Consider the following 25,974-nt stretch of genomic DNA (forward strand, 5'->3'; position numbering starts at 1 on the left):
CAGCGTGGGCTCGTTGGGCAACGTGAAGGTCGACAGCCTGGGCAACTCCTCTTACGCAACGGGCACGGCTTCGTCCACAGCTATTTCCGCCACTACTGCGGATGTCCAAGTCTCCATTACGGGCAAGCTGGGTACGGTCACCACGTTCACGGCTGTTGCCGTTGATGCGAACTCCACGGACAAGGAGACCGTCGGCAAGGTCATTAACGCGATCAATGCCAAGACGGCTGATACCGGCGTGGTGGCCTATCTGAATGAAGATGGTAATACCATTGATTTCCGTGCACAGGCTGACACTGATGGAACCGCAACCGGCGTTGCTTTGACCATCACTGGCGCGACAGCTACGTTCACAGCCATTTCGACCGCTGAGGGCAAGGGTATCGACAAGGTGGACATCTCTACCCAGGCCGGCGCATGGGAAGCCATGCAGCGTATCGACAACGCCATCGACAAGGTGAACACGGCGCGCGGCGACCTGGGTGCACTGCAGACCCGCTTCGAGAAGGCGGTCGAGAACATCGACATCCAGAACGAGAACATTTCCGCAGCGCGCAGCCGGATCACGGATGCCGACTTTGCCAAGGAGACGGCGAACCTGAGCCGTACGCAGATCCTGCAGCAGGCTGGTACGGCGATGGTGGCCCAGGCCAACCAGCTGCCCCAGCAGGTGCTGAGCCTGCTGCGTTGATGGAGGAGCTTGCTGGCGCCGTCTCGATGAGGGCCAGCGCTGGCAAGCTTGGATGAGTTTGCTTTTTGATGGCAGCCCTGCTCATGCACGGCTGCCTTTTTTGCCGTTTGCAGGGGACGTGCGAAAAAGTGCTCAAGTTTTCGCCGATCCTGCCGTCAAGCATGCATGGTTCCAAGAGGCCTTTGCCTGGTACAAAGCGCATGCTGGCAAGGTCCTGTGCCGCTTTTCGGGCTTTTGGTTTTCCAGCCTTCGTTCAGAATCGACGGTATTCATTGGCATGGGCTTGTCCGCCCTGTGCCGTCAAGGAGCGTGAAATGGCTATTTCCTCTATCGGTATCGGCAGCGGCCTGAAGGTCACGGAAATCATCTCCCAGATGGTTGATCTTGCGAAGAAGCCGCTGGATGGCCTGCAGACCAAGGCCAAGACCATCGATGCCCAGATATCGACATATTCCAAGATCAAGTCGCTGACCAGCACTCTGGCTGACGCTGCATCCAAGCTAACGCGTGACAGCGGCTGGAATGCGATGAACGTGAAGTCCAGCAATACGGCTGTGTCCATGACGGTGACGGGCATCACCAGCCAGTCGGTTTACGACATCGGCGTGGGCCAGCTTTCGCGTGCACAGACCTCGGTGAGTGACGCACGTGTGGTGGACTCCAAGCTGGGGACGGCGGGGACGTTGACCATCGCCCAGGGTACGAAATCTTGGGGCGTCGATTACACGGCCAGCGATACGCTAACAACGCTGGCCGCAAAAATCAACGACAAGGGTGCCGGTGTGAAGGCTGCGGTGATGCGCGATGCGTCGGGCAATGAACGCTTGATGCTGACGTCCAAGGAAACCGGTGAAAAGTCCGCTTTCACGACGGCTGGTTTGAACTTCACCATACCTGCTGGACAGTCGGCCCAGAACGCCAAGATCACGATCAATGGTGTGGAGCAGGTGTCGGAGTCCGACAACTTTGACAACGTGCTGCCCGGACTCAAGATTACGGTCAACGAAGTCACTACTGCAGGCAAGGATGCGCGTGTTTCGATTACGAGCGACAAGGACGCGATCAAGAAAAATCTGCAGGAATTTATCGACGCCTACAACGCGGTCAACGACTTGCTGTCCAGCTCCACCAAGAACATGCGGAGCGTGGATGGAAAGGTCACCGCTTCGACGGATCCGAACAATGAAAGCGAGGGTGTCCTGCAAGCTGACTCGTCCACGGTGAACCTGCAAAATGCATTGCGTTCGCTGACGACGGGAACTGCTTCCAATGCGTCTGGTGCGTTCAATCGCCTGGCTCAGGTCGGCATCCAGATGCAGCAGGGTGGCACGCTGAAGATCACTGATGCGACCAAGCTGGACAAGGCGCTGGAATCACCGGATGCCCTCAAATCCCTTTTTGCTGCCAAGTCGTCCAGCGACGGAACGGGCGGTGGCATCGCGGTGAACTTTAAGAAGTTCACGGACGAGTTGTTAGCCTACGATGGCTCGCTCAACAGCAAGAGTGATTCGTTGAAAAAAAGATCGACGGCAAACCTGGATGAACAGAAAAAGGTCAACCAGAACGCTGCCACTCTGGAGGCACGGATGACGCGTCAGTACACGGCGCTGGACAAGCAGATGGCATCCATCTCCGCGCTGAGCACCTACATGACTCAGCAGGTTGCCAGCTGGAACAAGAGCTCCTCCTAAAAAAACATTTGATATTGGAGACCGGCTGTCGATATACAAGGCAAGCCGTTGATAAGGATGTCCCCTATGTATACCCCTGCTTTTTCCCGTGCCGCGAGCGCCTACCGGCAGGTCGGTGCGCAGTCTGGCGTGGAGAGTGCTTCACCCCACCGACTCATCCAGATGCTGTTCGAGGGCCTGTTGCAAAACCTCAATGCAGCGCGGGGTTCGATTCTGCGCGGAGAGGTCGAGGCCAAGGGCACCCAGCTGGGGCGTGCCATCCGGATTCTGGAAGAGGGTCTCAAAGGCGGTCTCAATCGTGAGCAAGGCGGTGAGTTGGCGATTAACCTGGGCGCCCTGTACGACTATTGCATCCAGCGTCTCACCCATGCCAACGTGCGCAACGATGCGGAGGCCGTGCAGGAGGTCGTTGCCTTGGTCGAACCGGTTGCCCAGGGCTGGCAGGCCATTGCTACTTCGCCGGAAGCGGCTGCACAGTAACGCCATGCGTTTATGGAGCACACATTGATTGATTTCTATCGCGCCATAGAAGACAGCAGCGCCAAGATGCTGCAGGCGGCCCAGAACAAGGACTGGGAGGGAGTAGCGCGCTACGAGGGCACTTGCGCAGTCTTGATTGAGCAGCTGCGCATCAAGGCCCATGATGAACCGCTGGCTCCTGAGGAACGCAAGGAGAAGGCCCGCATCATGCAGCGCATCCTGCGCAACGATGCCCAGATCCGCACGCTGGCCGAGCCCTGGCTGGCACAGTTCGAGCACATGTTCGACGGCCAGCCCCACGCCATGCATTGAGCAGGGCAGATCGGCAGGAGCTGCATCCGCAGCCTTCCTGCCGGACACAAAAAAAACCGCCTGATGTTCAGGCGGTTTTTTTATGGGCGGAATCTGCGGATGCCAGCGGCGGCTGAGGCTTCCCACCCGGCCGCTGTGGACTGATCAGGCCGCAGGCGCGGGCTGCACCTGCAGTTCGCTGAGCATGCGCAGCAGGATGCGGTTCACGTCCTCGATCTCGAAGGCGTGTTCTTCGCGCAGCTGGCGAATCGGTGCGGGATCGTCGGACTCCAGCGCAATGGCCATGAGCAGGGCCGGCGCGTAGGGGCCGGTGCGCGTCACGGCGGCGTCGAAGACGCGCTCGGACACGGGAATGCGGCGCAGCGCGGTGGGCAGGGGTTCGCCCAGCAGCTGGTCCAGCTGCGAGAGCAGGCCCAGCAGATAGACCTCGCGCTGCAGGTCGTGGCTGATGCCGGCCTCGATCAGTCGCTCGGTCAGGCTGGCGCGCAGCCGGATGGCGGTGCGCACGGGCACCAGGCTGGGCTCGGTGCAGGCGTGGGGCAGCTGGTCGGACAGCCAGCGCTGCAGCGTGCCGTATCCCAGCATCACCAGGCCGCGGCGCAGCGAGTCCACATTGCCCCGCAGGCCCAGGGCTGCGGAGTTGGTGTAGAGCATGAAGCGATAGGCCAGGATGGGGTCCTCGCCCAGGATCTGCTCGAAGGCCTCGATCGATTGCTCGGCATCGACGGCGCGCATCAGTGCGAGCACGGTGTCGCGGCTGGGCAGGGCGGCGTGATGGCGCTGGGCATGCAGCGTATCGGCCACGGGCCAGCCGGCGATGGCGCCCGCATGGAAGCTGTCCAGGCACAGATCGGTCAGGGCCAGGCTGTCCAGCCCCTCATACATCTGGCCGCCCAGCAGTTGCAGGGGCGGCAGGGTGGGCGCGGGCCTGACGGCCTGCTTCAGGGCCTGCAGCTTGGTCGGTGCCTGGGCTGCCTGCGCGGCCTGTTGCAGCGCAAGCGCTGTCTGGTTTTGCATGCCCGAAGCGCCTTCGGGCGGCAGGTGCAGCACGCTGCTGGCAAACCAGTGGGCGGCCTGGGCGTCGGGCACATCGGACAGCGGCCCGCGCCACACCAGCATCAGGCCGCGCGCATGGGCCTGGCGCACCAGGTCGTAGATGGCGGAGTCCTGCAGCCAGTCGCCGCGCACTTCGATCCAGGGGCTGCCCTTGGAGGCGTTTTCCAGCAGGTCGCACAGCACCTGGCGCGACTGGGGCGACAGAAGTACCGGCGGCGACTGCGTGCCCCAGGTCTCGCGCAGTATGCGCAGCAGGTGGGCCACGTCGGCCTGGACGCCGGGTTCCTCGTGAAGATAAAGCTGCACGCCCGCCAGACGGCGGGCCTGGTTCCAGAGCGGCCTATAGCCGAGGGTCAGAGAGCTCAGGACGGACTGGACCATGGATGCATGCGCGGGTGGCTATCAGTTGATGAAGTTGAACAGTGACAGTTTCTGGATCGAGGCATAGGACTGCAAGGCAGCCTGCAGTCCTACCTTCTGCATGTCCACTTCAGAGAGGGCCTTGATCATATCTATGTCTTCGGCGCGTGAGCGGTCTGCTTCGAGTTGGACTTCACGGTCCAGCAGCCCATCTTCGATGCGATCGGCACGGTTGAGCAAGTCGCCCGCCAGGCCGCGTGCCGAGTGCAGACGGCTCATGCTGGAATCGATCTCGGTCAAGCCTCGGCCAATGGCTTGGGTGAGTTCAGGCTTGGTGCTGCCGTCGGCGTTGGCTCCATTGCGCACGGCATCAATCACACGGTCGACCACACTGAAGACATCGGAGCGCGTGCTGTCCTGCAGCACGAAGCCGTCGCCCGCCTTGGGTGTTCCAGAAACAGTGACACGCATGCCCTGGATCTCGATGGCATCGCCCGATTTAAAGGGTTTGAAGGTGGCTCCGTTGTCAGCGCTGTATTGCAGGTTGCCGCTGGCATCGGTGGAAAACTTCACGGTGATGGGGCGTGTCGCTGCTGCAGCGGCGGCAGGATCGGTGATAGTGCCTACGTCGGTCCAGAATTTTCCACCACCGGCCGTGTCCAGGCTGACCTGGTAGACGCCGTTTCCTGTGGGAACGTTCATCCATGCGGCTGCGCCGTCGATGGAATTGGCAATGCCACTATCGCTACTGCCTGCCTGGCCGGGCTGGCCCACGAAGTTATAGCCCTGGATGGGCTGGTCGGCGCTGTCCAGGCCCCGGAACAGTGGCAGACCGTTGGTGTCCTTGCGATTGGCGTAGTTCACCAATTGCTCACGAAGGCTGGTCATTCTGGCCAGCAGGGTGTCGCGCGACTGCTGATCGAACGAGCCGTTGCCCGCGTTCACCAGCAAGTCCCGAAGCTCCTGCATGGCGGAGTGAGCCTCACCGAGCGTCGACTCGGCATTGGTCATGATGTTGCGTTGCGCGTCCAGCGAGCGCTGGTCCGTGGCGGTGCGCGTGAGCCGGGTCTGAGCGCGCTCGGCCTGAGCTGCTGCTACGGGGTCATCGCTGGCGCGCAGTACGCGCTTACCGGCGGTGGTCTTCTCCATCAATTCCACGAGGTTGCTCTGGCGCGATGTGAGGTTGCGCACCGTGTTGTCGTACATGTTGGCAGTGCCAATGCGTGCGATGTTGCTCATGTTGGATCTCCTCGCGAAATTAGCGGCCCACGGCCTGAAGCACACTGTCGAAAATGCCCTGCGCCACTTGCAGCATCTTGGCCGAGGCCTGATAGGACTGCTGATACTGCAGCAGCTTGGCCGCCTCTTCATCGAGGTTCACGCCTGACACCGCGGTGCGGTCCGCCTCGAGGTTGGAGGCGATGGTCCCGGAAAGCTTTGCTGCGTAAGTGGCGCTCTGGGTGCGCGCGCCTACTTGCGCGATCGCGCTGGAGAAACCATCGCTGAGTGAGGTGCTCTTGTCGAATACCTGCTTGTCGCGCAAGTCCAGGAAAGCCGATCCGTTGCCGGCGTTTCGCAGATAGCTGTCGCCATATTGCGGGTCCAGCGCGTTGCCTACGCGTAGCGAATCTCCTTGATGTGGAGTACCTGTGAGCGTGATGGACCAGCCGTCCACGACAATGGGTTGACCCGAGACATAAGGCTGGGGCGTGCCGTTGCCCGATGCTGCGCCCGTAAAACTGTAGGTGACCGCCCCGGTCGTCGCATCTACCTGGAAGCTCAACTGCACTCCAGAAGGGGTTGGCGGCAGTGCTGAAGTGGGCGACAGCATTTTCAGCGAAGTCATCTGCAGATTGCCCTTGTTGCCTTCAGCCATGCCGGCGGTGATGGGGTTGGCAATTGCCAGATCCCGGGCAGACGATACAAGCGCCTTGAAGTCGTGAGCGGCGGCAGAAAAAGGCTGGAACAGCACGCTCTGGTTGGCCGCGCCTGGCGCGGATATCTCGAAGCGCAGTCCATCCACCGTGGTATTTGCAAGATCGGTGACGTTGGCGAAGTCCGTGGTCTTGTTGTCCGAGAGCCGAACCAGGGACAGGGCGCCCCCCGTCTTGAAGACGACTTTGTAGTCGGATGCGGCATAGGCCGTGTAGTCCAGCGCAGCCTTGGGATTGCTGGTGGAGGTTTGGTCGACGAACTGCACCTGGGCGGTGATGCCCGAGATCGTCGTGCGACCTGCTATGGCCGTGGGTACCGTGAACAATGCTGTGCCGCGCGTGCCATCCTGTGTCAGGCCGCTTTGGTGCTGGGTATTCATGGCTGCGCCGAGGGCGGCAGCCATGCGCCCGAGCAGGTTGCGACCTTCCGCGAGATCACTGCCCTGGAATTGGAGCAGGCCGGAGATTTCACCGCCTCCGAGCATTCCGGGCGTGAGCTCCACATCCGTCCCGCCGGATTGCTTGAAGTACAAGGTCATCTGGCCACTGCCAGGGTATTGGGAGGATTCCCGGACTTCTAGTTTGGCCGCATTCTGGCCCAGTACCAGCGGCTGGCTACCACCCACGAACAGGCTGATGGAGCCGTCATCGGCCGGAATCTGGGTGGTCTGGACGTATTGGTTCATGTCACGCACCAACTGGTCACGCTGATCCAGTAGATCATTGGGTGCATGGCCTGTGGCAATGGACTGGCTGATCTGCCCGTTGAGCGTTGCGATCTGGCTGGCAAGGCTGTTGACCACGGTAACGTCATTGCCCATCTGCTGGCGTGTGTTGTAGTCCAGCTCCTCCAACTGTGCAGAGGACGAGCGAAAGCGGGCCGCCAGTTCGTTCATGCGAGTCAGCACCACGCTGCGTGCCGTCGGATCCGTGGGGGCGCCGACGATGTCGGCAAACGAATTCATCATGTCCGTGATCGCCGCGCCGAGGCCGGTCTTGCCGCCACTGAACACCTCCTGCATTTGCGTCAGAGATTGCGCACGTGCCGAGTCGGCCGCCGACACGGCGCTGGCCGTGGCTGCCTGGCGGTTGAGCAGGTCATTGAAGTTGCGCAGGATGGTGTTCACATCCACGCCATTGCCGATGTAGCCGCTGCCCATGTTCTGGCCCGGCGAGGTCTGGAAGGCCACGCTCTGGCGCGAATATCCGGCCGTGTTGACGTTGGCGATGTTGTGGCCTGTGGTCTGCAGGGCGATCTGGTTCGCCATCAGGGCGCGGGACCCGACGTTCAAAAGGCTCATGACGTGTTCTCTGGTTAGGCTTGGGCACGTGCCGCGCTCTGCACGGCGCTCTGGATGGCGCGGCTGAGCTTGCTGGCGTATTCGGGATCGGTGGCGTAGCCGGCTTTCTGCAGCTCGGTTGCATAGGCCAGGGCCGAGTCGGTCTTTCCCATGGCTTTCTCGTAGCGCGGATTGCTGGTGATCAGGCGCGCGTAGTCGCGGAAGGACTCCTCGTAGGAGTCGTAGGCACGGAACTTGGCCGTGACCTTGCGCGCCACGCCGTCGATGTATTCGGTGGTCGTGACCTCGGCGACCTTGCCCGTCCAGCCCTTGCCGGCCTTGATGCCGAACAGGTTGTGGGCATTGCTGCCATTGGCATTCTTGATTTCGCTCTTGCCCCAGCCGGTCTCGTGTCCGGCCTGGCCCAGCATGAAGGCGGCCGGAATGCCGCTTTCCTGCGCCACGCGTGCAGCGGCGTCGCCATGGTGGGCGACGAAGTTGTCACGGCCCTTGGGCGCGGGCGCGTAGGCGTTGACGGACTGGGCCGCGCTGCTGCGGCTGCCGCTCCAGGCACCTGTGGTGCCATTGGCGCTGCCGGCCGTGCTGCGCCAGGCGATGCGGCTCATGCTCAGTGTGGAGGGCACGGAGATTTCGGCATCCTCGGCGGCTTCCGAGCCCATGGTGCGGGCCAGCTGGCGCGTGATGGCATCCGACAGGCCGCCGGGCTGGCCCGACATGGCCACCGACAGCTGCTGGTCCAGCATGTCGGTGCTGAGGTTGCCCTGTGCGCTGTCCAGCAGGCCGGACTTCATGGTGGCCTCGCGCATGCTCTTGATCATCTCGCGCATGAACAGCGATTCCAGCTGCTTGGCGGTTTCCTTCGCGGCCTGCGGACTGTTCTCGCCGGCCGCGAATTTGAGTGCGTTGAGGGACCGGGCGTCGGCCGCCAGCGCATTGCTGGCCGCAGTCTGCGATCCGTTGGGAAGTGCGATGCTCATATCACCTCCAGTTCGGCGTTGAGGGCGCCTGCTGCCTTGATGGCCTGCAGGATGGCCAGCAGGTCCTGGGGCGTGGCGCCCAGCGTGTTGAGTGCGCGCACCACGTCGGTCAGTTGCGGGGAGCCGGGCATGTTGATGATGTTGCCGGGCTCCTGCTTGATCTGGATGTCGGACTTCTGGGCCACCACGGTCTGGCCCTGCGAGAAGGCGCCGGGCTGGCTGATCACCGGCGTGGTGCTGATGGTGATGGCCAGGTTGCCATGCGCGATGGCGCAGGGCCCCAGGGTCACGGCCTGGTTGAGCACGATGGAGCCCGTGCGTGCATTGATCACGACCTTGGCCGAGGGCTTGGAGGTCTCGATCGGCATCTCCTGGATCTCGGCGATCATGCGCACGCGCGATCCCGGGTCCTGGGGCGCGGACACGCGCACGGTGCGCCCGTCCAGCGCCTGTGCCACGCCCTGGCCCATGCGCTGGTTGATGGCGCGCACCACCTTGTCGGCGGTCTGGAAATCGGTGGCGTTCAGGCCCAGCGTGATGCTGTCGCCTTCATTGATCGGGGTGGGTACGGCGCGCTCGACCTGGGCGCCCTGCGGCACGCGGCCTGCGCTCAGGTGGTTGATCTGTACCTTGGAGCCGCCGGCCGAGGCGCCGGCGCCGCCGACCACGAGGTTGCCCTGGGCTAGCGCATAGATCTCGCCATCGGCGCCGCGCAGCGGCGTGGCCACCAGGGTGCCGCCCTTGAGCGACTTGGCATTGCCCACGGAGGAGACCACCACGTCGATGGCCTGGCCCGGCTGGGCAAAGGCCGGCAGTTCGGCGGTGACGATCACGGCCGCCACGTTCTTGAGCTGCAGCTGGCCCGAATTGCCTGTGGCGGGCAGCGAGATGCCCATCTGCTCCAGGTAATTGGCCAGGGCCTGCTTGGTGTAGGGCATCTGGGTGGTCTGGTCGCCCGTGCCGTCGAGGCCGACCACCAGACCGTAGCCGGTCAACTGGTTGCTGCGCACGCCCTGGATGGCAGCGACCTCTTTGATGCGTGTTGCATGCGCCGGCAGGGTCAGCATGCTGGCGCCGAGGGCGGCTGCAACCCAGAAGGGGCGCTGCGCTTGGCGCAATGTCAGGAGCATGGACAGTACTTTCATGCTGTCCATTCTCCGGAGAATCAGAACGGCATAACGTTCAAAAAGAACCGGGACAACCAGCCAATTGACTGCGCTTCCCCGGCCTGTCCGCGGCTGCGCGATTCCACGCGCACATTGGCCACCTGGGTCGATGCGACCAGGCTGCCGGGCTGCATCGTGCGCGGGTCCACCGTGCCCGTGAAGCGCAGCACATCCACGTTGTGGTTCACGCCGATCTGCTTTTCTCCGGCGATCACCAGATGGCCGTTTGGCAGCACATCGACCACCGTCGTGCTGATGGCGCCCGTGAACGTGTTGTCGCTCGACGTCGAGCCCGAGCCCGTGTAGTCGTTGTTGTTGTTGAAACCGATGTTCGAGCGGTCCTTGAGATTGGCCAGCGCATTGCCCGAGAACAGCGGCAGCGCAGAAATCCCCGCCGTGGTCTTGTTGGAGCGCTTCAGGCCCGAATCCGACTTCTGGCTGGCCGTCACGCGCTCCACGATCTGCACCGTCACCATGTCCCCCACCAGGCGCGCGCGCCGGTTCTCGAAGCCGGGACGGTAGCTGGCGGCATTGAACAGGCTGCCCGTAGGGCTGCCCGCCACGGGCGCGGCCGGCATCAGCACCGGAGGCGCAGTGGACGGCATGTCCACCGGCGGCGGGTCATTGAGCGTCGTGCAGCCCGACAGGACTGCCGCCAGCGCCAGGCACGTGCCCGTTGCGGAAAGGGAGAAGATTCGTTGGGTCATGGCGATGTTCCCGGGTTCAATGGTTCATGGCTGCGCATGCAGACCCCACCCTCGAGAACTGGCATGTCCCAGCCCAGGGACACCGAGGAAGGGCCGCCCCGCACCGAGGGTGTCGTCCCCCTCCCGCGCAGCGAGAGAGGGGGAAGCGGCGAAGCCGCTCAGGGGGAGAGATCGATTACAGCTGCGCCAGCTTGGCCAGCATCTGGTCCGAAGTCGTGATGGCCTTGGAATTCATTTCATAGGCGCGCTGGGTCTGGATCATGGTCACCAGCTCCTGCACCACGTTCACGTTCGAGCCTTCCAGGTAGCCCTGCTTGATCATGCCCATGCCGTTGACGCCGGGCTGGCCCTGCTGGGGCTGGCCCGAGGAAGCGGTCTCGGTGAACAGGTTCTGACCACGCGGCTCCAGGCCGGCCGGATTGATGAACTGGCTCATCGCGATATTGCCCACCTGCTGGGGCGCGGCTTGGCCGGCCATGGTCACGCTGACCACGCCCTCGGGGCTGATCGACACCTTGGTCGCGCCCTGGGGAATGGTCACGCCGTTGGCGATGGGCATGCCGCTGGCAGTCACCAGCTGGCCCTGCGCATCGACCTGGAAGGAGCCGTCACGGGTATAGGCCGTCGTGCCGTCGGGCATGTTGACCTGGAAGAAGCCGTTGCCGTCGATGGCCACGTCCAGCGCATTGTTGGACTGCTGCAGGGCGCCCTGCAGGAAATTGCGCGAGGTGGCCACCGTGCGCACACCCAGGCCCAGGTGCAGGCCCGTGGGCAACTGGTTCTGCTCGGTCGTCTGCGAGCCGGACTGGCGCAGGTTCTGGTAGATCAGATCCTCGAACACCGCGCTGGCGCGCTTGTAGCCCGTGGTCGAGACGTTGGCCAGGTTATGGGAAATCACGTCCAGCTGGGTCTGCTGGGCTTCCATGCCGGTCTTGGAGATGAACAGTGAATTGATCATGGCGTTTTCCTTTTCAGTGCTTTCAGCCGTTCATGCTCAAGAGTTGGCTGGCCGTCTTGTCATTGGTTTCTGCCGTCTGCAGCAGGCGCATCTGGGTCTCGAACTGGCGGGCGGCGGCAATCATGCCGACCATGGTCTCCACCGAGTTCACGTTCGAGCCTTCGATGGCGCCGGACAGCAGGCGTGCGTTCTCGTCGTTGGGCAGCGGATCGCCGTCGCCCGTGCGGAACAGGCCGTCATTGCCGCGCACCAGCGCGGCGTCCTCGGGCGGCGTGGCCAGCTTGACGCGGCCCACGGCCACGGGCAGCTGGTTGCCGGTCTTGGCGGTCAGCGTGCCGTCCGAGCCCAGCGTGATCGTGGACTCGGGGGGAATGTCGATGGGGCCGCCGCCGTCGGACAGCACGGCCTGGCCATTGCTGTTGACCAGCTGGCCCTCGGGGGAGACTTCGAACACGCCGTTGCGTGTGTAGGCCTCCTGGCCATCCAGGCCCTGGACGGCGAACCAGGCGCGGCCCATGGCCATGGCGTCCAGTGCGCGGCCCGTACGCTGGGTGGGTCCGGGCGTGTCCACGTAGCCGGAGGTCGCCTCCAGCGCGAACACGCGCGTGCCCGCGCCGCTGCCCTGCAGGGGCACGGAGCGGAAGGTGGACATTTCGGCCCGGAAGCCGTTGGTGCCGGCATTGGCCAGGTTGTGGGCCAGCACGGACTGACGCTGCGCCGCTGCGTTGGCGCCCGTCATGGAGGTGTAGATGATGCGGTCCATGCCGGCTCTCCTGACTCAGTTCTTGGCTATCAGCGCAGGTTCACCAGGGTCGAGAAGACCTGGTCCTGGGTCTTGATGGTCTGGGCATTGGCCTGGTAGGCGCGCTGCGCGGTCATCATGTTCACCAGCTCGGCGGTCAGGTCCACGTTGGAGTCTTCCAGCGCGCCCGAGCGCAGCGAGCCGAAGGTGCCCGACTCGGCCGTGCCGTTCAGGGCTGGGCCCGAATCCGAGGTCTCCACCCACTTGTTGTCGCCCACGGCGCCCAGGCCCTGGGTGTTGGTGAAGGCGGCCAGGGCCAGCTGGCCCTCGGTGCGCGTCACGCCGTTGGAGTAGGTTGCCACGATGGAGCCATCGTTGCCGACATTGATGCCGGTGAGCGCGCCCGAGGTGTAGCCGTCCTGCTTGAGGCTGCTGACCGCGAACTTGGAGCCGAACTGGGAGAGATTGGAGAAGTCCAGCGTCACTCCGGCCGTGCCGTTGATGGTGCCGGGCGTGGGGGCGTTGGGGTTGCTGCTGTTGATCTGTACGCCGGTAATCGTGCTATTGCCGGTCAGCTTGCCGGATGCATCGAAGGTGAGGGAGCCTACGGCCGCAGCATTTGTATCGAGGCTGGTATACACCTTCCAGGTGTTAGCTGGTGTCGCTTCTTTCTCGAAGTACAGTGGCACGGCTGTGGGCACGCCCTGGCTGTCATAGACGTTGATCGAGGTGCCATAGGTGGCGCGCGGTGTGGCGGGCACGGGCGGCGTGGCGGTGGAGTTGCCGGCTGCGGGCGTGGCGCGCGCATCGAGGTTCAGCGACACGTCGATCTTGGTCGTGGTCTTGGCAGCGATCGGCTGGCCCGAAGGAAAGACCATGGGAACTGGCTGGCCGCCGGCCAGCACCTTGCCCGTGGTGGCGTCCACGGGGTAGCCCATGACGTTGTCGCCCTGCACGGTCTTGAGGTTGCCCTGCTTGTCCAGGCCGAAGTTGCCGGCGCGCGTGTAGGCCGTGCTGCCGTCGGGCTGGCGCACGACGAAGAAGCCGTTGCCGTTGATGGCCACGTCCAGGTTGTTGCCCGTGGTGGTGATCGGGCCCTGGCGGAACTGCTGGGTCACGGCGGCCACATTGACGCCGATGCCGCTGTTCTGGCCGCTGGCCGAACCCACGGCGCTGGCCACGGCCTCGGCGAACTCGGCGCGCGAGGACTTGAAGCCCGTGGTGTTGGCGTTGGCGATGTTGTGGCCGATCACGTCCAGGTTCTTGCTGGCGGCGTTCAGACCCGAGAGGCCTTGTTGGAATCCCATGGTGTGCTCCTGCGATGTATTTGGGTGGATGGTGCGGGGGTCAGTACACGGCCTTGACGGAGGCGTAGGCGACGTTGGTGCCGTCGTCCAGCTCCAGCGTCAGCTTGCCGTCGGTGGTGCCTGTGGCGAGCACCGCATGGGGCGACAGCGTGGTCGAGGCCACGACCGTGTCGGCATTCGTGGCCTGCACCGTGTAGCGCAGCTGGCTGGCATCGCCCGTGTACTTGCTGCCGTCCCAGGTGAAGTAGTTGCGGCCCGCGGTGCCGCTGCCCAGCTCGACGGTGTCCACCAGCTCGCCGCCGGCCGTGGTGATCTGCACCTTGACATCGGCGGCCGGGCCTTCGAGGTCGAAGGCTGCCGTATAGGACTTTTCCTTGCCCACGCCCAGGGTGTTGCCTTCGGTCAGCACGGTGCGGCCGATCATCTGCGTGCCCTGCAGCACCTGCATGGCGGTGAACTGGCCGGCCATGCTTTCCATGGTCTTGTTCAACTGCTGGATGCCGGTGACGGTGTTGATCTGCGCCATCTGCGAGGTCATCTGCGCGTTGTCCATGGGATTCATGGGATCCTGGTTGTTCAACTGCGCGACCAGCAGCTTCAGGAAACGGTCCTGCGCCGCCGCGGGGTCGGTGGTCGAATTGCTCGTGGCGGACTTGTTGTTGATGTCGGCCGTGCTGGCGACGCTGCCTGCGCCATAGATCATGGGAGTGGCTCCTGGAAGGTGGTGCGGACGGGGCTCACTGGCCCATCTGCAGGGTTTTGAGCAGCAGCGACTTGGTCGTGTTCATGACCTCGACGTTGTTCTGGTAGGAGCGCGAGGCCGAGATCATGTTGACCATCTCGTCCACGGCGCTGACGTTGGAGTGCGTCACATAGCCTTCGGCATCGGCCAGCGGGTGCTGGGGGTCGTGGATGCGGCGGCCGGGCGTGTTGTCCTGGCTGATGGCGCTGACGCGCACGCCCGAGGAGCCTTCCTCGCCCATGGCCACGGTCTGGAAGACCACCTGGCGCGCCTGGTAGGCCTTGCCGTCGGGGCCGGCCACGGCATCGACGTTGGCCAGATTCGAGGCCACGACGTTCAGGCGCTGCGATTGGGCGCTGACGGCACTGCCGGAGATGCTGAAGATGGAGAACATGGACATGGGAAAGCTCCTGTGGTCTGTGGCGCCGGCTTACTGGCCCTGGATGGCCGACAGCATGGTCTTGGCCTGGCCGTTCAGAAAGCGCAGCGTGGCTTCGTAGCGCACGGCGTTGTCGACGAAGTTGGCGCGTTCGCGGTCCAGGTCCACGGTGTTGTTGTCCATGTTGGTCTGGGCCTGCACCGAGTAGCCGAGATGGCTTTGCGCGCTCTGCCCCGAGGCGGCGGCAGGCAGGGGAATGTGTCCGCCCTGGCTGACGCTGGCCAGCGTCATGGGCGAGGGGCCGGAGGTAACGGCCGTCAGCGCCTCGCGGAAATTGAAGTCGCGCGCCACGTAGCCCGGGGTGTCGGCATTGGCGATGTTGCTGGCGATTGCACGCTGGCGCTCGGCGCGCAGCACCAGCGCCTTGCTCTGGAAGTCCAGTCGTTCAGTCATCTTGTCGAGCATGTCGGCCTCGCCCTCTGGGATTTGCGGTGATCGGTTGACGAAATGGCGGCAGCCCACGGACTGCGGCATGCGTCGATTATGGAAATCGGGCCCGAACGCTAAAGCGCGAAGAAAGCGCGTTTGCCTGCGCAGTTCGGCGCTTCGGAAAAGAGCGCTCGCCCTATATTTGCTGGCATCGCTCCAGGTGTCCCACCCATCCTGACGGGAGGCCGGAGCAAGTCAGGAGCCACAGCCATGCCGAACTTCAGCACCGCCCATTCGCCATCCGCCGTCCGAGCCCTCGCTCGCGCCGCCGCATGCGCTGCGCTTGCCGCTGGAGCGTCGCTGGCAGGCCCTGCCTTCGCGCAAAACGCTCCTGACGGTGCAGCCCAGCTCAGCCAGATCGGCCAGCGCTTTGCCGACGAGGCCCTGCAGCAGGGCATGGCCGGCGCGGGCGCCTTGCCCCTGCGCATGGAAGTGCAGATGGGCCAGCTCGATCCCCGCCTGCGCCTGGCTGCCTGCGCCAAGGTCGAACCCTATTTGCCCGCAGGCTCGCGCCTGTGGGGCCGTACCCGCCTGGGTCTGCGCTGCCTGCAGGGCGCCGTGGCCTGGAATGTGTTCCTGCCCATCACGGTCAAGGCCTGGGGGCCGGCCTGGGTGCTGCAAAACGGTGTGCCTTCGGGCCGCCCGCTGTCGGCCGACGATGCCGTCCAGGCCGAAGTGGACTGGGCCGAGGAATCGGCCGCCGTCTACGCCAACCAGCAGGACTGGGTGGGCCTGGTGGCTTCCCGCCCGCTGGCCGCAGGCCAGGCGCTGCGCCAGAACATGCTGCGCACGCCGGCGCTGTTCGCGGTGGGTGCCGAAGTGCGCGTTCTGGTCAACGGTGGTGGTTTTTCCGTCACATCGTCGGGCAAGGCCATGTCGGCCGCCGGTGAAGGCCAGACCGTGCGGGTTCGCATGGATAATGGCCGGCTCATCTCCGGGGTGGTGAATCCCGAGGGCGTGGTGCTGGTCCAGTAAAAAAACCTCAAGTTTTGTTCCAGGCAGTCGAAAGCTAGGCACAGCGCCTCACGCCGCCAGGGCGATTGGAGAATCAAGATGAAGATAGGTCAAAAACCGGAACTGCCCGCCGCTGCCTCCCAGGCCGCCGCCAAGCAGCCCAAGACAGCCAGCACCATTGCCACCGAGGAATCCTCCGCCCAGGCCCAGCCTGCCAAGGCGGCCGGTGTTCCCGTGTCGTTCTCGACCTCGGCCCGCGCACTGGACCAATCTGGTCGCGCCACGGCCGATTTCGATGCCAACCGCGTCAAGGAAATCCGCGAAGCCATTGCCAACGGCACCTTCCGCGTGAACGCCGACGCCGTGGCCGACAAGCTGCTGGCCAACTCCGAAGAATTCCTCTCGCACTCGCGCGTCTGAGCGCGGGTTCGGTTCTTTCTCGGTTTTTTCCTTCCGGCGCGAGCACGCGCTTTCTTTTTTCAGCAAGGCCTGTCCCATGACTCTCAGCGAGATGCTCGATTCCCTGGACGCGGTGGTCCGGATGGTGTCCGCCTCGCTGCAATCGAAGGATGCGGTCGCGCTGGAGCAGTCCAGCACCCGGCTGCGCGATGCCATGGCGGCGTTCTCCGAACTGGCCCGGCGCTTCAGCGCGGCCGACTGGACGCAGGAGCTGCGCGAACGCGCCCAGGCGCTGGGCGAGCAGATGGCCATGCAGCGCGACCAGCTGGCACGCATGGCCGTGGTGGCCCAGAGCCAGGCGGCGGCGCTGATTCCCCAGACTTCGGACCAGGCCACGTATGGACGCGACCTGTATGGACATCCCCATGCCGGACCGGGCAAGGCGCGCATCTACCACTCGGCCAGCTGAAGCCGCGTCCCTTTTTTCTCTCTTCTCTTTCTCTTCTTTCTTCCCCCTGCTCAACCCTCCGGCATCCGTGCCCGAGGGTTTTGTCTTTTCCGGGCTGGAATTCGGCTGAATGAATCTGCGCAGCGGGCGCAAGCAAGGCTGCAGCTTGGGCGTACCCATCCATGCGCGGGATGAGGCTGCGCTTGGTCAATGAGGTGGAGGCAGGGGAGTGCTGGATGGCCGTGCGCAGGAAGGGCGGCCAGGAATGAGGGACGGCCAGAGGCCAGATCCGGGGAAAACGAAGCAAGGACCCTGAAGGCGGCAAGATCCGAAATGCGCGGAAATGACGCTGCCATGCAATGGCAATGGCGCGCGCGAATCCCGTTCGGTCTGCGGTCTGCGATCCGAGGAGGCAAAGAGGGTCCGGCCGGGGCCGGACGTCCTCACACCTGCATGTTCATCACGTCGGTATAGGCCTGCACGAGCCGGTTGCGCACCTGCATCGTGGCCTGGAAGCCGATCTGCGCCTTTTGCATGGCGATCATGGTTTCTTCGAGGCTGACGGCCGGGTTCTCCAACTGCACCTCACGCTGCAGCTGGCTGGAGTTGTTCTGGGCTGAACTGACGGACTGCAGCGCGCCTTGAAGGGCCTGGCTGAAGCCGCCAGCCGCCACTTTGGTCGATGCGTCGCCTGCGCCCACGCCTTTGGGGAGCTGGGTGCCGTACAGGGGAGAGGTGGTACTGGGGATGCGAAGGTCCATGACACATTCCATCGGAGTTAGCAAGATGACGAGATCGTAGGGCGGCAGGGTTTTCGCATCGCGGCAAATAGACGGCCAAACGGCGCGCTTATCGGGCGAATGTGAAGCGGCGGACTTCGAATAATCGACAGCACGCTAGGGTCCTGTGTGTGCAGGGCTCGAACACCTGGAACCAAGATGTCTGCTGTCGCTGAAATCCCTGTCCCTCAAGCCACTCCCGTGCCCCAGCCTGCCTTGCAGCAGCGCTGGACGGCCATGGACCGTGGCGCGCGCCTGCGTTGGGGCGCGATCGCCGTGCTGCTGGTCGTCGCCCTGGGTGCGGCGGCCATGTTCTACCGCCAGCCGGACTACAAGGTGCTGTTCTCCAACCTGAGCGACAAGGATGGCGGCGCCATCGTCGCCCAGCTGTCGCAGATGAACGTGCCTTACCGCTACACGGAAGGCGGCGGTGCCATCCTCATCCCGTCCGACCGCGTGCACGATGTACGCCTGAAGCTGGCCACCCAGGGCCTGCCCAAGGGTTCGGTGACGGGTTTCGAGCTGATGGAGAACAGCAAGTTCGGCATCACCCAGTTCCAGGAACGCCTCAATTTCCAGCGCGGCCTTGAAGGCGAGCTGACGCGCTCCATCCAGGCCCTGGCCGCCGTGCAAAGCGCACGCGTGCACCTGGCCCTGCCCAATCAGAACGGCTTTTTCCGCGAGCAGCAAAAGCCCTCGGCCTCGGTGCTGCTGAGCCTGTACCCGGGCCGTGTGCTGGACCGCACGCAGATCGCGGGCATCGTGCACCTGGTGGCCTCCAGCGTGCCCGAGATGGCGCCCACGGCCGTGAGCATCCTGGACGACTCGGGCAAGCTGCTGTCGCAGTCGCCCGACGGCAACGCCAATGCTGTGGACATGCAGCAGCTGAACTACACCCAGCAGATCGAGCAGCAGTACGTGCGCCGCATCCTGGAGATCCTGGAGCCCGTGGTCGGCAAGAACAATGTGAAGGCGCAGGTCTCGGCCGAGATGGATTTCAGCCAGACCGAATCGACTTCGGAGCAGCACCGTCCCAACCAGTCCTCCGACGCGGGCGTGGTGCGCAGCCAGCAGGTGGTGGAAAGCTCGGGCGAGCAAAAGCCGCCCCAGCCCACGGGCATTCCCGGCGCCACCAGCAACCAGCCGCCCCAGAACGCTTCCGCGCCCGTCAACGGCGCCAATCCCGCGCCCCAGGCGGCCGACGGCCAGAACGCCGCCCGCGCTGCCAGCAAGCGCGAGTCCATCACCAATTACGAAGTGGACAAGACCGTGCGCCACACACGCGGCAGCACGGGCAGCATCAAGCGCCTGACGGCCGCCGTGGTCATCAATGCGCCCCTGGTGGCTGCCCCTGCGCCGGCCGCTGCCGGTGCGGCCGGGGCAACCGATGCAGCCACCGTCGCTGCCGCCGCACGCGGCCTGACGGCGGCGCAGCAGGCGCAACTGCTGACCCTGGTGCGCGAGACCGTGGGCTACAGCGCCGAGCGCGGCGACTCGGTCAACCTGGTCAGCACGCCCTTTGTGCAGGACGAAGTGCCCGCCGATGTGCCGCTGTGGCGCCAGCCCGAAGTGCTGGCCATGGCCCGCAGCCTGGGCGTGCCCATCGGCCTGGCCCTGTTCGGCGCCATCTTGCTGCTGGGCCTGGTGCGACCCATGCTCAAGAGCCGCAAGACGGTGGCCGTGGGCGGACAGCTCAATGCCATCGAAGGCGAGCAGCTGGACCGTCCGGCGCTGGCTGCACCCGCTGTCGATCTTTCGCCCACGCAGGAGCAAGTGCGCCTGGAGCAGGCGCGCCAACTGGCCAAGCAGAACCCGATCGCGGTGGCCAACATCGTCAAGACCTGGATCAACGGCGAGGCCACCTGAGCCTCTCAAAACACGGATTGCTGAGATATGGACGAACGAGGCCTGAACGACGCCGCCATCTTGCTGGTCTCCCTGGGCGAGGAGGAAGCGGCCGAGGTGTTCAAGCACCTCACCCCGAAGGAAGTGCAAAAGCTCGGCGAGACCATTGCGCACATGCGCGGTGTCTCGCGCGAGAAGGTGGACTTCGTCATCAACCGCTTTGCCGATGACGCGGCCGCGCAAAGCCTGCTGGTGGACGACGCCAGCGGCTATGTGCGCTCGGTGCTCAAGCGCGCCCTGGGCGACGACAAGGCGGCGCTGCTGATCGACCGCATCCTGCAGGGCGGCGATGTCTCCGGCATCGAAAGCCTCAAGTGGATGGACCCGCTGTCCGTGGCCGAACTGCTGCGCGGCGAGCATCCGCAGATCGTGGCCGCCATCCTCGTGCACCTGGAGCACGAGCAGGCCGCTGCCGTGCTGATGCAGCTGCCCGAGCGTTTCCGCAGCGAAGTCATGCTGCGCGTGGCCACGCTGGAAGGCATTCAGCCGACCGCGCTCAAGGACCTCAACGAGGTGCTGTTCCAGGTGCTGGCCGGCGGCGACAAGATCCGCAAGACCTCGCTGGGCGGCGTCAAGACGGCGGCCGAGATGATCAACAACCTCGGCGGCAATGCCGACGTGGCCGTGCTGGACACCATCCGCAACTACGACCCGGACCTGGCCCAGAAGATCATGGACAAGATGTTCGTGTTCGACGACCTGGTCAAGCTGGACGACCGCTCGGTGCAGCTGGTGCTGCGCGAGGTGGTGTCCGAGACGCTGATCATCGCGCTCAAGGGCGGTTCGATGGAAGTGCGCGACAAGATCCTGGCCAACATGTCCATGCGTGCCGCCGAGTCGCTGCGCGAGGACCTGGAAGGCCGCGGCCCGATGCGCCTGTCCGAAGTGGAAGCGCAGCAAAAGGAAATCCTGAAGGTGGTGCGTCGCCTGGCCGAAGAAGGCCAGATCACCATCGGCAGCGGTGCGGAAGACAGCTATGTCTAACGGCATGAACTCGCGCTTCATCCCTTCCGAGGAGATCGACGAGCGCCAGGTGGTGCAGTGGCGCTTCGGCGCCGTGGACCACATGGGCGGCCTGAAAAGCCTGCCCAGCCTCGCGGGTCTGCCGGACATCCAGGGTGCGCCCGCCGCATCCGGTGCCCAGGCTGGGCATGGCGGCGCGGGCATGGCGCGCGCGCCTGCCTCCTCGTCGGGCTTTCACAGCCTGTCGCTGCCCGGCCGCTCCGATGCGCCCCGGCTGGAGGCCGACTCCATGGTGCTGGATGTCGAAGCCGACACGCCGGGCGCCCCGGCCTCCACCGCCCCCGCAGTGGATGAGGAACAACTGCATGCCCTGCTGGAACAGGCACGCGCCGAAGGCCATGCCGAGGGCCTGGAGCAGGGCCGCCAGGAAGCCCAGCAGCAGTGGCAGCAACACATGGATGACTATGTCTCCGGCACGGGCCGCGAGACGGCGCAGCGCGTGGACGCGCTGCTGTCCGGCCTGGATGCCGGCTTCAAGCAGCTGCAGACGGATGCAGCGCAGGAACTGCTCAACCTGGCCTGCGACATTGCGCGCCAGGTGGTCCGCCAGGAGCTGCGCAGCCAGCCCCAGGCCCTGTTGCCCGTGGTGCGCGAGGCGCTGGACATGCTGGCCGCCGACGGTCGCGCCGCCACCGTGCGCCTGAACCCCGCCGACTTCGCCGTGCTGGACGAGGCGCTGCGCGCCGAGCATGGCGCCCAGTCCAAGGTGCAGTGGATCAGCGACGCCTCCGTGGCCCAGGGCGATGTGCGCGTGGAATCGGGCGGCGCCCAGGTCGATGCCGGCATGGACAAGCGCTGGCGCCGCGCCGTGGCCGCGCTGGGCCTGGTCTCCACCTGGTATGACGGAGAACGCGATGCCGGTTGACGCCCCGCTGGCCGACGCCGCCAAACTGACCCCCGAGCCTGCCGCCAGGCCCTGGCAGCAACTGCTGTCCAATGCCCGCGCCCGCCTGCAGGGCGACATTCCCCTGGAAACCCACGGCACGCTCACGCGCCTGACCGGCCTGGTGCTGGAGGCCACGGGCCTGCAGGTGCGCGTGGGCTCGCAGTGCTGGATACGCCAGCAGGGCCAGGACCCGGTGCTGGCAGAGGTCGTCGGCTTTGCCGGCGAGCGTGCGTTTCTCATGCCTGCGGGCGACATCCAGGGCCTGTCCAGCGGCGCCATCGTGACGCCGGCCGAACCCTTTGTCGCACCGCTGCGCTTTGGCGACGGTGTCGAGCCGCCCGTGTCCCTGGCGGCCGGCGTGCTGCGCCTGCCCATTGGCAGCGGCCTGCTGGGCCGTGTCGTGGATTCGCAGGGCCAGCCCCTGGACCATGGCGGCCCGCTGGCCGACGTGAGCGCCGATCTGCTGGACCGCAACCCCATCAACGCCATGGACCGCGACCCGGTGCGCGAGACGCTGGACACCGGCGTGCGCTCGCTCAACGCCCTGCTCACCGTGGGCCGGGGCCAGCGTCTGGGCCTGTTCGCGGGCTCGGGCGTGGGCAAGTCCGTGCTGCTGGGCATGATGGCGCGCTACACCCAGGCGGACGTGATCGTGGTCGGCCTGATCGGCGAACGCGGCCGCGAGGTCAAGGAATTCGTCGAGGACATCCTCGGTGCGCAGGACCGCAGCCGCGCCGTGGTCGTCGCCGCCCCGGCCGATGCGCCGCCGCTGCTGCGCATGCAGGGCGCCGCCTATGCCACGGCCATTGCCGAACATTTCCGCGACAAGGGCCAGCATGTGCTGCTGCTCATGGACTCGCTCACCCGCTATGCCATGGCCCAGCGCGAGATCGCCCTGGCCATTGGCGAGCCGCCGGCCACCAAGGGCTATCCGCCGTCGTGCTTTGCCAAGCTGCCGGCCCTGGTCGAGCGCAGCGGCAACGGCCTCAACGGCGTGGGCTCGATCACGGCCTTCTACACCGTGCTGTCCGAAGGCGACGACCAGCAGGACCCTATTGCCGACGCGGCGCGCGCCATTCTGGACGGCCACGTCGTGCTGTCGCGGGCGCTGGCCGAGTCGGGCCACTACCCGGCCATCGATATCGAGCAATCGGCTTCGCGCGTGATGCACAACGTGGTCTCGCGCGAGCATTTCGAGCTGGCACGGCGCTTTCGCGCTGTCTATTCGCGCTACCAGAAGGGGCGGGACCTGGTCCAGGTCGGTGCCTACATGGCGGGCTCTGACCCGCAGATGGATGAAGCGATACGCCTGCAGCCGGCCATGGCGGCCTTTCTGCAGCAAAGCATGTTCGAGTCGGCTTCCATGGACGAGAGCATCTCGGGCATGGCTGCCGCACTCGGTGGGCAGTGACGCGGCGACGCGGCACTGCCAAAACGCGACCAACGCGATAACGAACACAGGGAGGAAACCCCGGTATGTCGTCCTTGAATGCCTTGATGGTGGCCATCGATGCCGCGTCGCGCAAGCGTGACGAGGCGCGCCAGGCGGTGCAGGAGCGCCTGCGCTCGCAGCAGGCCGCGCAGACGCAAATGGAGCAGCTGCAGCACTATGTGCAGGAAATGCAGACGCGCTGGGGCGCGCAGGAAAACCAGTCCGTGCAGCCCGAGGTCATGTTCCACCAGTACCAGTTCATGGACCGCCTGCAGCACGCCATCGGCCTGCAGACGCGGGTGCTGGCCGACCTGGCGATCCGCCTGGAGGCCGCGCAAAAGGCCTTGATGGCCTGCGAGCTGCGGGTCAGCAGCCTGCGCAAGGTCGTCGAGGTGCGCCGCCGCGATCTGGCGCTGAGCCAGATGCGCCGCGAGCAAAAGGAGACCGATGAACGTGCGGCCATCCAGTTTTTCCGTCGCAGCTTCGGGCTGACATTCCAGGAGGCTTGACGCATGTCCACCAACCAGATCGAACAGCGCGCCGATGCGCGCAGCGCCATGCAGCGCGCCATGGAAGGCGTTCGCTCCGCGCGCGGCACGCAGCCGCCCTCCAACGACCAGGCCGCAGGCTTTTCTTCGTTGCTGGCGGCGATGGATGGCATTGGCGGATTGCCGGCGCTGGCCTCGGGCGCCCTCGGCCAGGCCTTGGGCGAGGACGGCAGTGCCGCTCTTTCCGCGCTGTCCAGCCTCAAGGGCGCAGCCAAGGACGGCCTGAAGGATGCCGCAGACCTGCTGGCCGATCCCGGCCTGGCGCAGGGCCTGCTGCAGCAGCCGCAACTGCCGCTGCAACCGCAGGCGGAGCCGACCGATATGACCACCTCGGCGCAGGCCGATGCCATGGCGCTGGCTGCCAACGGCCAGGCGCCCTGGCTCAGTCTGGTCGGGCAGACCGCCCATCTGGACGGCAAGGGCGACCGCGACATGCTGCAGGGCGTGGCGGGCGACTGGCTGTCCGGCCGGGGCAGCGCTGCCATGATGGCCCTGCGCCAGGAGCAGGGCGCTGTGGCGCACGCGGCCTTCCTGGCTCCGCAGTCCGCAGCCGGTGATGCCGCAGGCACGGCGCTGGCCACGGCCAGCGCCAATGCTGCGGCCCTGGCTGCCGCTGCGGACCCCAATGCAGCCGGGGCACTGACCGATGGCGCTGCGCGCCGTACCCAGGCACAGGCCCAGGCCGCCGATATGCTGGCCGCCGTGCAGTCCGATGCGGCACTGACGGCCGCCGCCGCACGCACGGCAACCACCGCCCAGGCCACGCATGAACACACGCCCCAGGCCCTGGCGGCCGGTGTGCGGCAGGACGCGGCCTTGGCGTCGGGCATTGCGCTCAACGGCATGGCCGCAGTGCGGCCCGAAGAATGGCGCGGCCTGTTCGAGCGAGCCCGTGACGGCGGCACCGCCTCCACGGAGTCGGCGGCGAACGGACTGCACGGCGTTGCGGCTGCCGTGGGCGCGGCCCATGCCGGCCAATCCCTGGGCCAGCAGGCGGCCGGCCAAAATGGCGCGGCCTTTGCCCAGCCCGACGCCCAGGCCCAGCCGGGCAATTCCACCGAGCGCGAGCAGCAGGTGTCCGAGCAGGTGGCCTTCTGGGTCCACAACAAGAACCAGAACGCCTCGCTGTCCGTGGAGCATGAGGGCCGGGCCATCCAGGTGCAGGTCAGCCTGCAGGGCAACGAGGCCCATGTGCGCTTTGGCGCCAGCGAAGCCCAGGCGCGTGACTGGCTGGGCAATGGTGCCGACCAGCTGCGCGAGCTGCTGCAGGCCCAGGGCCTGCAACTGGCCGGCGTCAGCGTGGATGCGGGCGGCCAGTCCGGCAGCGGCGATTCGGGAAGACAGGGGGCCGACGCCCAGGCGCGCCAGGGCCGCGTGAGCGCCATGGTCGATGCCGCCGGCGTCACGGGCGGCAATGGCGCCGCACAGGCCGGCGGTGGCCGCGCGGCAGCGGGCGGGGTGGATCTGTTCGTCTGATTCTTCCTGCGCTTCTTGCGGGGCGGCGCATGCGCCGTTTCAGGGTTTTCACAACAGGCCGGGTGGCGACAAGCTGCCCGGCCTGTGGCGTTTGAGGGCCATCAAGCCAGCGAGAAACCGGGGTTTCATGCGCTTATTCAGGCCATGGTCCGGGGTCCAATCGCCGAATAATTCCTGCCATGGGCCTGCTGCGTCATGGCGCCGCGCATGAAGCGCGTGCGCGTGGCGGTCCCGCTCACCCAGAGGAATTCCAGTGTCTGCCACACCCAATGCCGCCAACAATGCAGCTCCCGCCCCGGCCAAGGGCAAGAAGCTGATCGTGCTGATCGTCATCATTGCCGTCCTGGCCATAGGCGCGGCCGCTGCCTTCATCCTGCTGTCCAAGCGCCACAGCAGCGGCGATGAGGAAGAGGGCAGCGCCAGCAAGGCGGCCGTGACCGTGCCCACCTTCCTGCCGCTGGACAACCTGGTGGTCAATCTGTCCGATACGGGCGGCGACCGCTTCGTGCAGATCGGCATCACGCTGGAGCTGGCCGACGAGAAGACCGCCACCACGGTCAAGCAATACCTGCCCAGCATCCGCAACGGCATCCTGATGCTGGTGTCCCAGCGCACGGCCGAGGAACTGCTGGAGCGCGAAGGCAAGGAGCGCCTGGCCGCCGACGTGCTCAACGAAGTCTCGGCCCCGCTGGGCTACGGCAACCAGGCCAAGGCCAAGAAGCGCAGCCGCGACGAGGATGCCGAGGACGAAGACGGCGAGCGCCGCCGCTCCTCCGCTGGCAAGAACCCGGTGCGCCGCGTGCTCTTCTCCAGCTTCATCATCCAGTAACCG

General features: G+C 65.4%; 28 protein-coding genes. 15 read left to right on the forward strand and 13 right to left on the reverse strand.

The window, feature by feature from the left end:
- From IAE24_RS26475 to IAE24_RS26495, 5 genes are all read left to right on the forward strand, one after another.
- A partial coding sequence (locus IAE24_RS26475; RefSeq protein WP_267908936.1) for a flagellin occupies positions 1-691 on the forward strand: 691 nt, incomplete at its 5' end.
- Between the two features lie 52 nt (positions 692-743).
- Positions 744-1,004 (forward strand): hypothetical protein, encoded by a 261-nt coding sequence (locus IAE24_RS26480; protein ID WP_199962053.1) that lies wholly within the window; start codon positions 744-746, stop codon positions 1,002-1,004.
- Between the two features lies 1 nt (position 1,005).
- Positions 1,006-2,382 carry a flagellar filament capping protein FliD gene (gene fliD, locus IAE24_RS26485; RefSeq protein ID WP_199962055.1) on the forward strand — a complete coding sequence of 459 codons (1,377 nt, stop codon included), beginning with the start codon at positions 1,006-1,008 and terminating at the stop codon, positions 2,380-2,382.
- A 66-nt stretch (positions 2,383-2,448) separates the two neighbouring features.
- A complete protein-coding gene (gene fliS, locus IAE24_RS26490; RefSeq protein WP_199962057.1) occupies positions 2,449-2,862 on the forward strand; it encodes a flagellar export chaperone FliS in 414 nt (137 codons plus the stop codon).
- A 12-nt stretch (positions 2,863-2,874) separates the two neighbouring features.
- Positions 2,875-3,174 carry a flagellar protein FliT gene (locus IAE24_RS26495; RefSeq protein ID WP_199962059.1) on the forward strand — a complete coding sequence of 100 codons (300 nt, stop codon included), beginning with the start codon at positions 2,875-2,877 and terminating at the stop codon, positions 3,172-3,174.
- Positions 3,175-3,318: 144 nt separating this feature from the next.
- Here the strand turns inward: IAE24_RS26495 and IAE24_RS26500 are convergent, their stop codons facing one another.
- From IAE24_RS26500 to flgB, 12 genes are all read right to left on the reverse strand, one after another.
- Entirely contained in the window at positions 3,319-4,611 is a 1,293-nt protein-coding gene (locus IAE24_RS26500) for an HDOD domain-containing protein (protein ID WP_199962060.1), read from the reverse strand.
- A 21-nt stretch (positions 4,612-4,632) separates the two neighbouring features.
- Positions 4,633-5,829: a flagellar hook-associated protein FlgL gene (flgL, locus tag IAE24_RS26505; RefSeq protein WP_199962061.1), complete on the reverse strand. Its 1,197-nt coding sequence runs from the start codon at positions 5,827-5,829 to the stop codon at positions 4,633-4,635.
- A 19-nt stretch (positions 5,830-5,848) separates the two neighbouring features.
- Positions 5,849-7,825 (reverse strand): flagellar hook-associated protein FlgK, encoded by a 1,977-nt coding sequence (gene flgK / locus IAE24_RS26510; RefSeq protein WP_199962062.1) that lies wholly within the window; start codon positions 7,823-7,825, stop codon positions 5,849-5,851.
- 14 nt (positions 7,826-7,839) lie between these two features.
- Entirely contained in the window at positions 7,840-8,802 is a 963-nt protein-coding gene (flgJ, locus tag IAE24_RS26515; RefSeq protein WP_012202557.1) for a flagellar assembly peptidoglycan hydrolase FlgJ, read from the reverse strand.
- Positions 8,799-9,947 (reverse strand): flagellar basal body P-ring protein FlgI, encoded by a 1,149-nt coding sequence (locus IAE24_RS26520; RefSeq protein ID WP_012202558.1) that lies wholly within the window; start codon positions 9,945-9,947, stop codon positions 8,799-8,801. The genes flgJ and IAE24_RS26520 overlap by 4 nt, the downstream gene beginning before the upstream one ends.
- A 20-nt stretch (positions 9,948-9,967) precedes the next feature.
- Complete coding sequence (locus IAE24_RS26525) at positions 9,968-10,675, reverse strand: flagellar basal body L-ring protein FlgH (protein ID WP_063327631.1); 708 nt, start codon at positions 10,673-10,675, stop codon at positions 9,968-9,970.
- A 175-nt stretch (positions 10,676-10,850) separates the two neighbouring features.
- Positions 10,851-11,633: a flagellar basal-body rod protein FlgG gene (gene flgG / locus IAE24_RS26530; protein WP_013800362.1), complete on the reverse strand. Its 783-nt coding sequence runs from the start codon at positions 11,631-11,633 to the stop codon at positions 10,851-10,853.
- A gap of 22 nt (positions 11,634-11,655) precedes the next feature.
- Positions 11,656-12,396 (reverse strand): flagellar basal body rod protein FlgF, encoded by a 741-nt coding sequence (locus IAE24_RS26535; RefSeq protein ID WP_013800363.1) that lies wholly within the window; start codon positions 12,394-12,396, stop codon positions 11,656-11,658.
- 29 nt (positions 12,397-12,425) lie between these two features.
- Positions 12,426-13,682, reverse strand: coding sequence for a flagellar hook protein FlgE (gene flgE, locus IAE24_RS26540; RefSeq protein WP_199962063.1), 1,257 nt, complete (start codon positions 13,680-13,682; stop codon positions 12,426-12,428).
- Between the two features lie 40 nt (positions 13,683-13,722).
- Positions 13,723-14,385 carry a flagellar hook assembly protein FlgD gene (locus IAE24_RS26545; RefSeq protein ID WP_097204365.1) on the reverse strand — a complete coding sequence of 221 codons (663 nt, stop codon included), beginning with the start codon at positions 14,383-14,385 and terminating at the stop codon, positions 13,723-13,725.
- A 34-nt stretch (positions 14,386-14,419) separates the two neighbouring features.
- Positions 14,420-14,824 (reverse strand): flagellar basal body rod protein FlgC, encoded by a 405-nt coding sequence (gene flgC / locus IAE24_RS26550; RefSeq protein WP_012202564.1) that lies wholly within the window; start codon positions 14,822-14,824, stop codon positions 14,420-14,422.
- Between the two features lie 30 nt (positions 14,825-14,854).
- The gene (flgB, locus tag IAE24_RS26555; protein ID WP_013800365.1) at positions 14,855-15,268 is read right to left on the reverse strand and encodes a flagellar basal body rod protein FlgB; all 414 of its coding nucleotides are present in this window, start codon (positions 15,266-15,268) and stop codon (positions 14,855-14,857) included.
- A gap of 234 nt (positions 15,269-15,502) precedes the next feature.
- Between flgB and flgA the strand changes: the two genes are divergently transcribed.
- The 3 genes from flgA to IAE24_RS26570 all read left to right on the forward strand — a co-directional run bounded on the left by flgA (position 15,503) and on the right by IAE24_RS26570 (position 17,114).
- Positions 15,503-16,267, forward strand: a complete 765-nt coding sequence (gene flgA, locus IAE24_RS26560; protein WP_013800366.1) for a flagellar basal body P-ring formation chaperone FlgA — start codon at positions 15,503-15,505, stop codon at positions 16,265-16,267.
- A 78-nt stretch (positions 16,268-16,345) separates the two neighbouring features.
- A complete protein-coding gene (flgM, locus tag IAE24_RS26565; protein ID WP_012202567.1) occupies positions 16,346-16,666 on the forward strand; it encodes a flagellar biosynthesis anti-sigma factor FlgM in 321 nt (106 codons plus the stop codon).
- 76 nt (positions 16,667-16,742) lie between these two features.
- On the forward strand, positions 16,743-17,114 hold the full coding sequence (locus IAE24_RS26570; protein WP_012202568.1) for a hypothetical protein: 372 nt from the start codon (positions 16,743-16,745) through the stop codon (positions 17,112-17,114).
- A 422-nt stretch (positions 17,115-17,536) separates the two neighbouring features.
- Here IAE24_RS26570 and fliE read toward each other — a convergent pair whose 3' ends face one another.
- Complete coding sequence (gene fliE, locus IAE24_RS26575) at positions 17,537-17,854, reverse strand: flagellar hook-basal body complex protein FliE (RefSeq protein WP_013800367.1); 318 nt, start codon at positions 17,852-17,854, stop codon at positions 17,537-17,539.
- 177 nt (positions 17,855-18,031) lie between these two features.
- Here fliE and fliF point away from each other — a divergent pair, with 177 nt between their 5' ends.
- The 7 genes from fliF to IAE24_RS26610 all read left to right on the forward strand — a co-directional run bounded on the left by fliF (position 18,032) and on the right by IAE24_RS26610 (position 25,971).
- Positions 18,032-19,738: a flagellar basal-body MS-ring/collar protein FliF gene (fliF, locus tag IAE24_RS26580; RefSeq protein ID WP_199962064.1), complete on the forward strand. Its 1,707-nt coding sequence runs from the start codon at positions 18,032-18,034 to the stop codon at positions 19,736-19,738.
- Positions 19,739-19,765: 27 nt separating this feature from the next.
- Positions 19,766-20,761 (forward strand): flagellar motor switch protein FliG, encoded by a 996-nt coding sequence (fliG, locus tag IAE24_RS26585; RefSeq protein WP_012202571.1) that lies wholly within the window; start codon positions 19,766-19,768, stop codon positions 20,759-20,761.
- The gene (locus IAE24_RS26590) at positions 20,754-21,665 is read left to right on the forward strand and encodes a FliH/SctL family protein (RefSeq protein ID WP_123695308.1); all 912 of its coding nucleotides are present in this window, start codon (positions 20,754-20,756) and stop codon (positions 21,663-21,665) included. Before fliG ends, IAE24_RS26590 begins: the two co-directional genes overlap by 8 nt.
- Positions 21,655-23,097 carry a flagellar protein export ATPase FliI gene (fliI, locus tag IAE24_RS26595; protein ID WP_233626374.1) on the forward strand — a complete coding sequence of 481 codons (1,443 nt, stop codon included), beginning with the start codon at positions 21,655-21,657 and terminating at the stop codon, positions 23,095-23,097. The genes IAE24_RS26590 and fliI overlap by 11 nt, the downstream gene beginning before the upstream one ends.
- 65 nt (positions 23,098-23,162) lie before the next feature.
- The gene (gene fliJ, locus IAE24_RS26600) at positions 23,163-23,627 is read left to right on the forward strand and encodes a flagellar export protein FliJ (RefSeq protein ID WP_012202574.1); all 465 of its coding nucleotides are present in this window, start codon (positions 23,163-23,165) and stop codon (positions 23,625-23,627) included.
- A gap of 3 nt (positions 23,628-23,630) precedes the next feature.
- Positions 23,631-25,142 carry a flagellar hook-length control protein FliK gene (locus IAE24_RS26605; RefSeq protein WP_199962065.1) on the forward strand — a complete coding sequence of 504 codons (1,512 nt, stop codon included), beginning with the start codon at positions 23,631-23,633 and terminating at the stop codon, positions 25,140-25,142.
- A gap of 253 nt (positions 25,143-25,395) precedes the next feature.
- Positions 25,396-25,971, forward strand: coding sequence for a flagellar basal body-associated FliL family protein (locus tag IAE24_RS26610; RefSeq protein ID WP_012202576.1), 576 nt, complete (start codon positions 25,396-25,398; stop codon positions 25,969-25,971).
- The last annotated feature ends 3 nt before the right edge of the window (positions 25,972-25,974 follow it).

Source organism: Delftia sp. S65, from assembly GCF_016516495.1.
GTDB classification, from domain to species: domain Bacteria; phylum Pseudomonadota; class Gammaproteobacteria; order Burkholderiales; family Burkholderiaceae_C; genus Comamonas; species Comamonas acidovorans.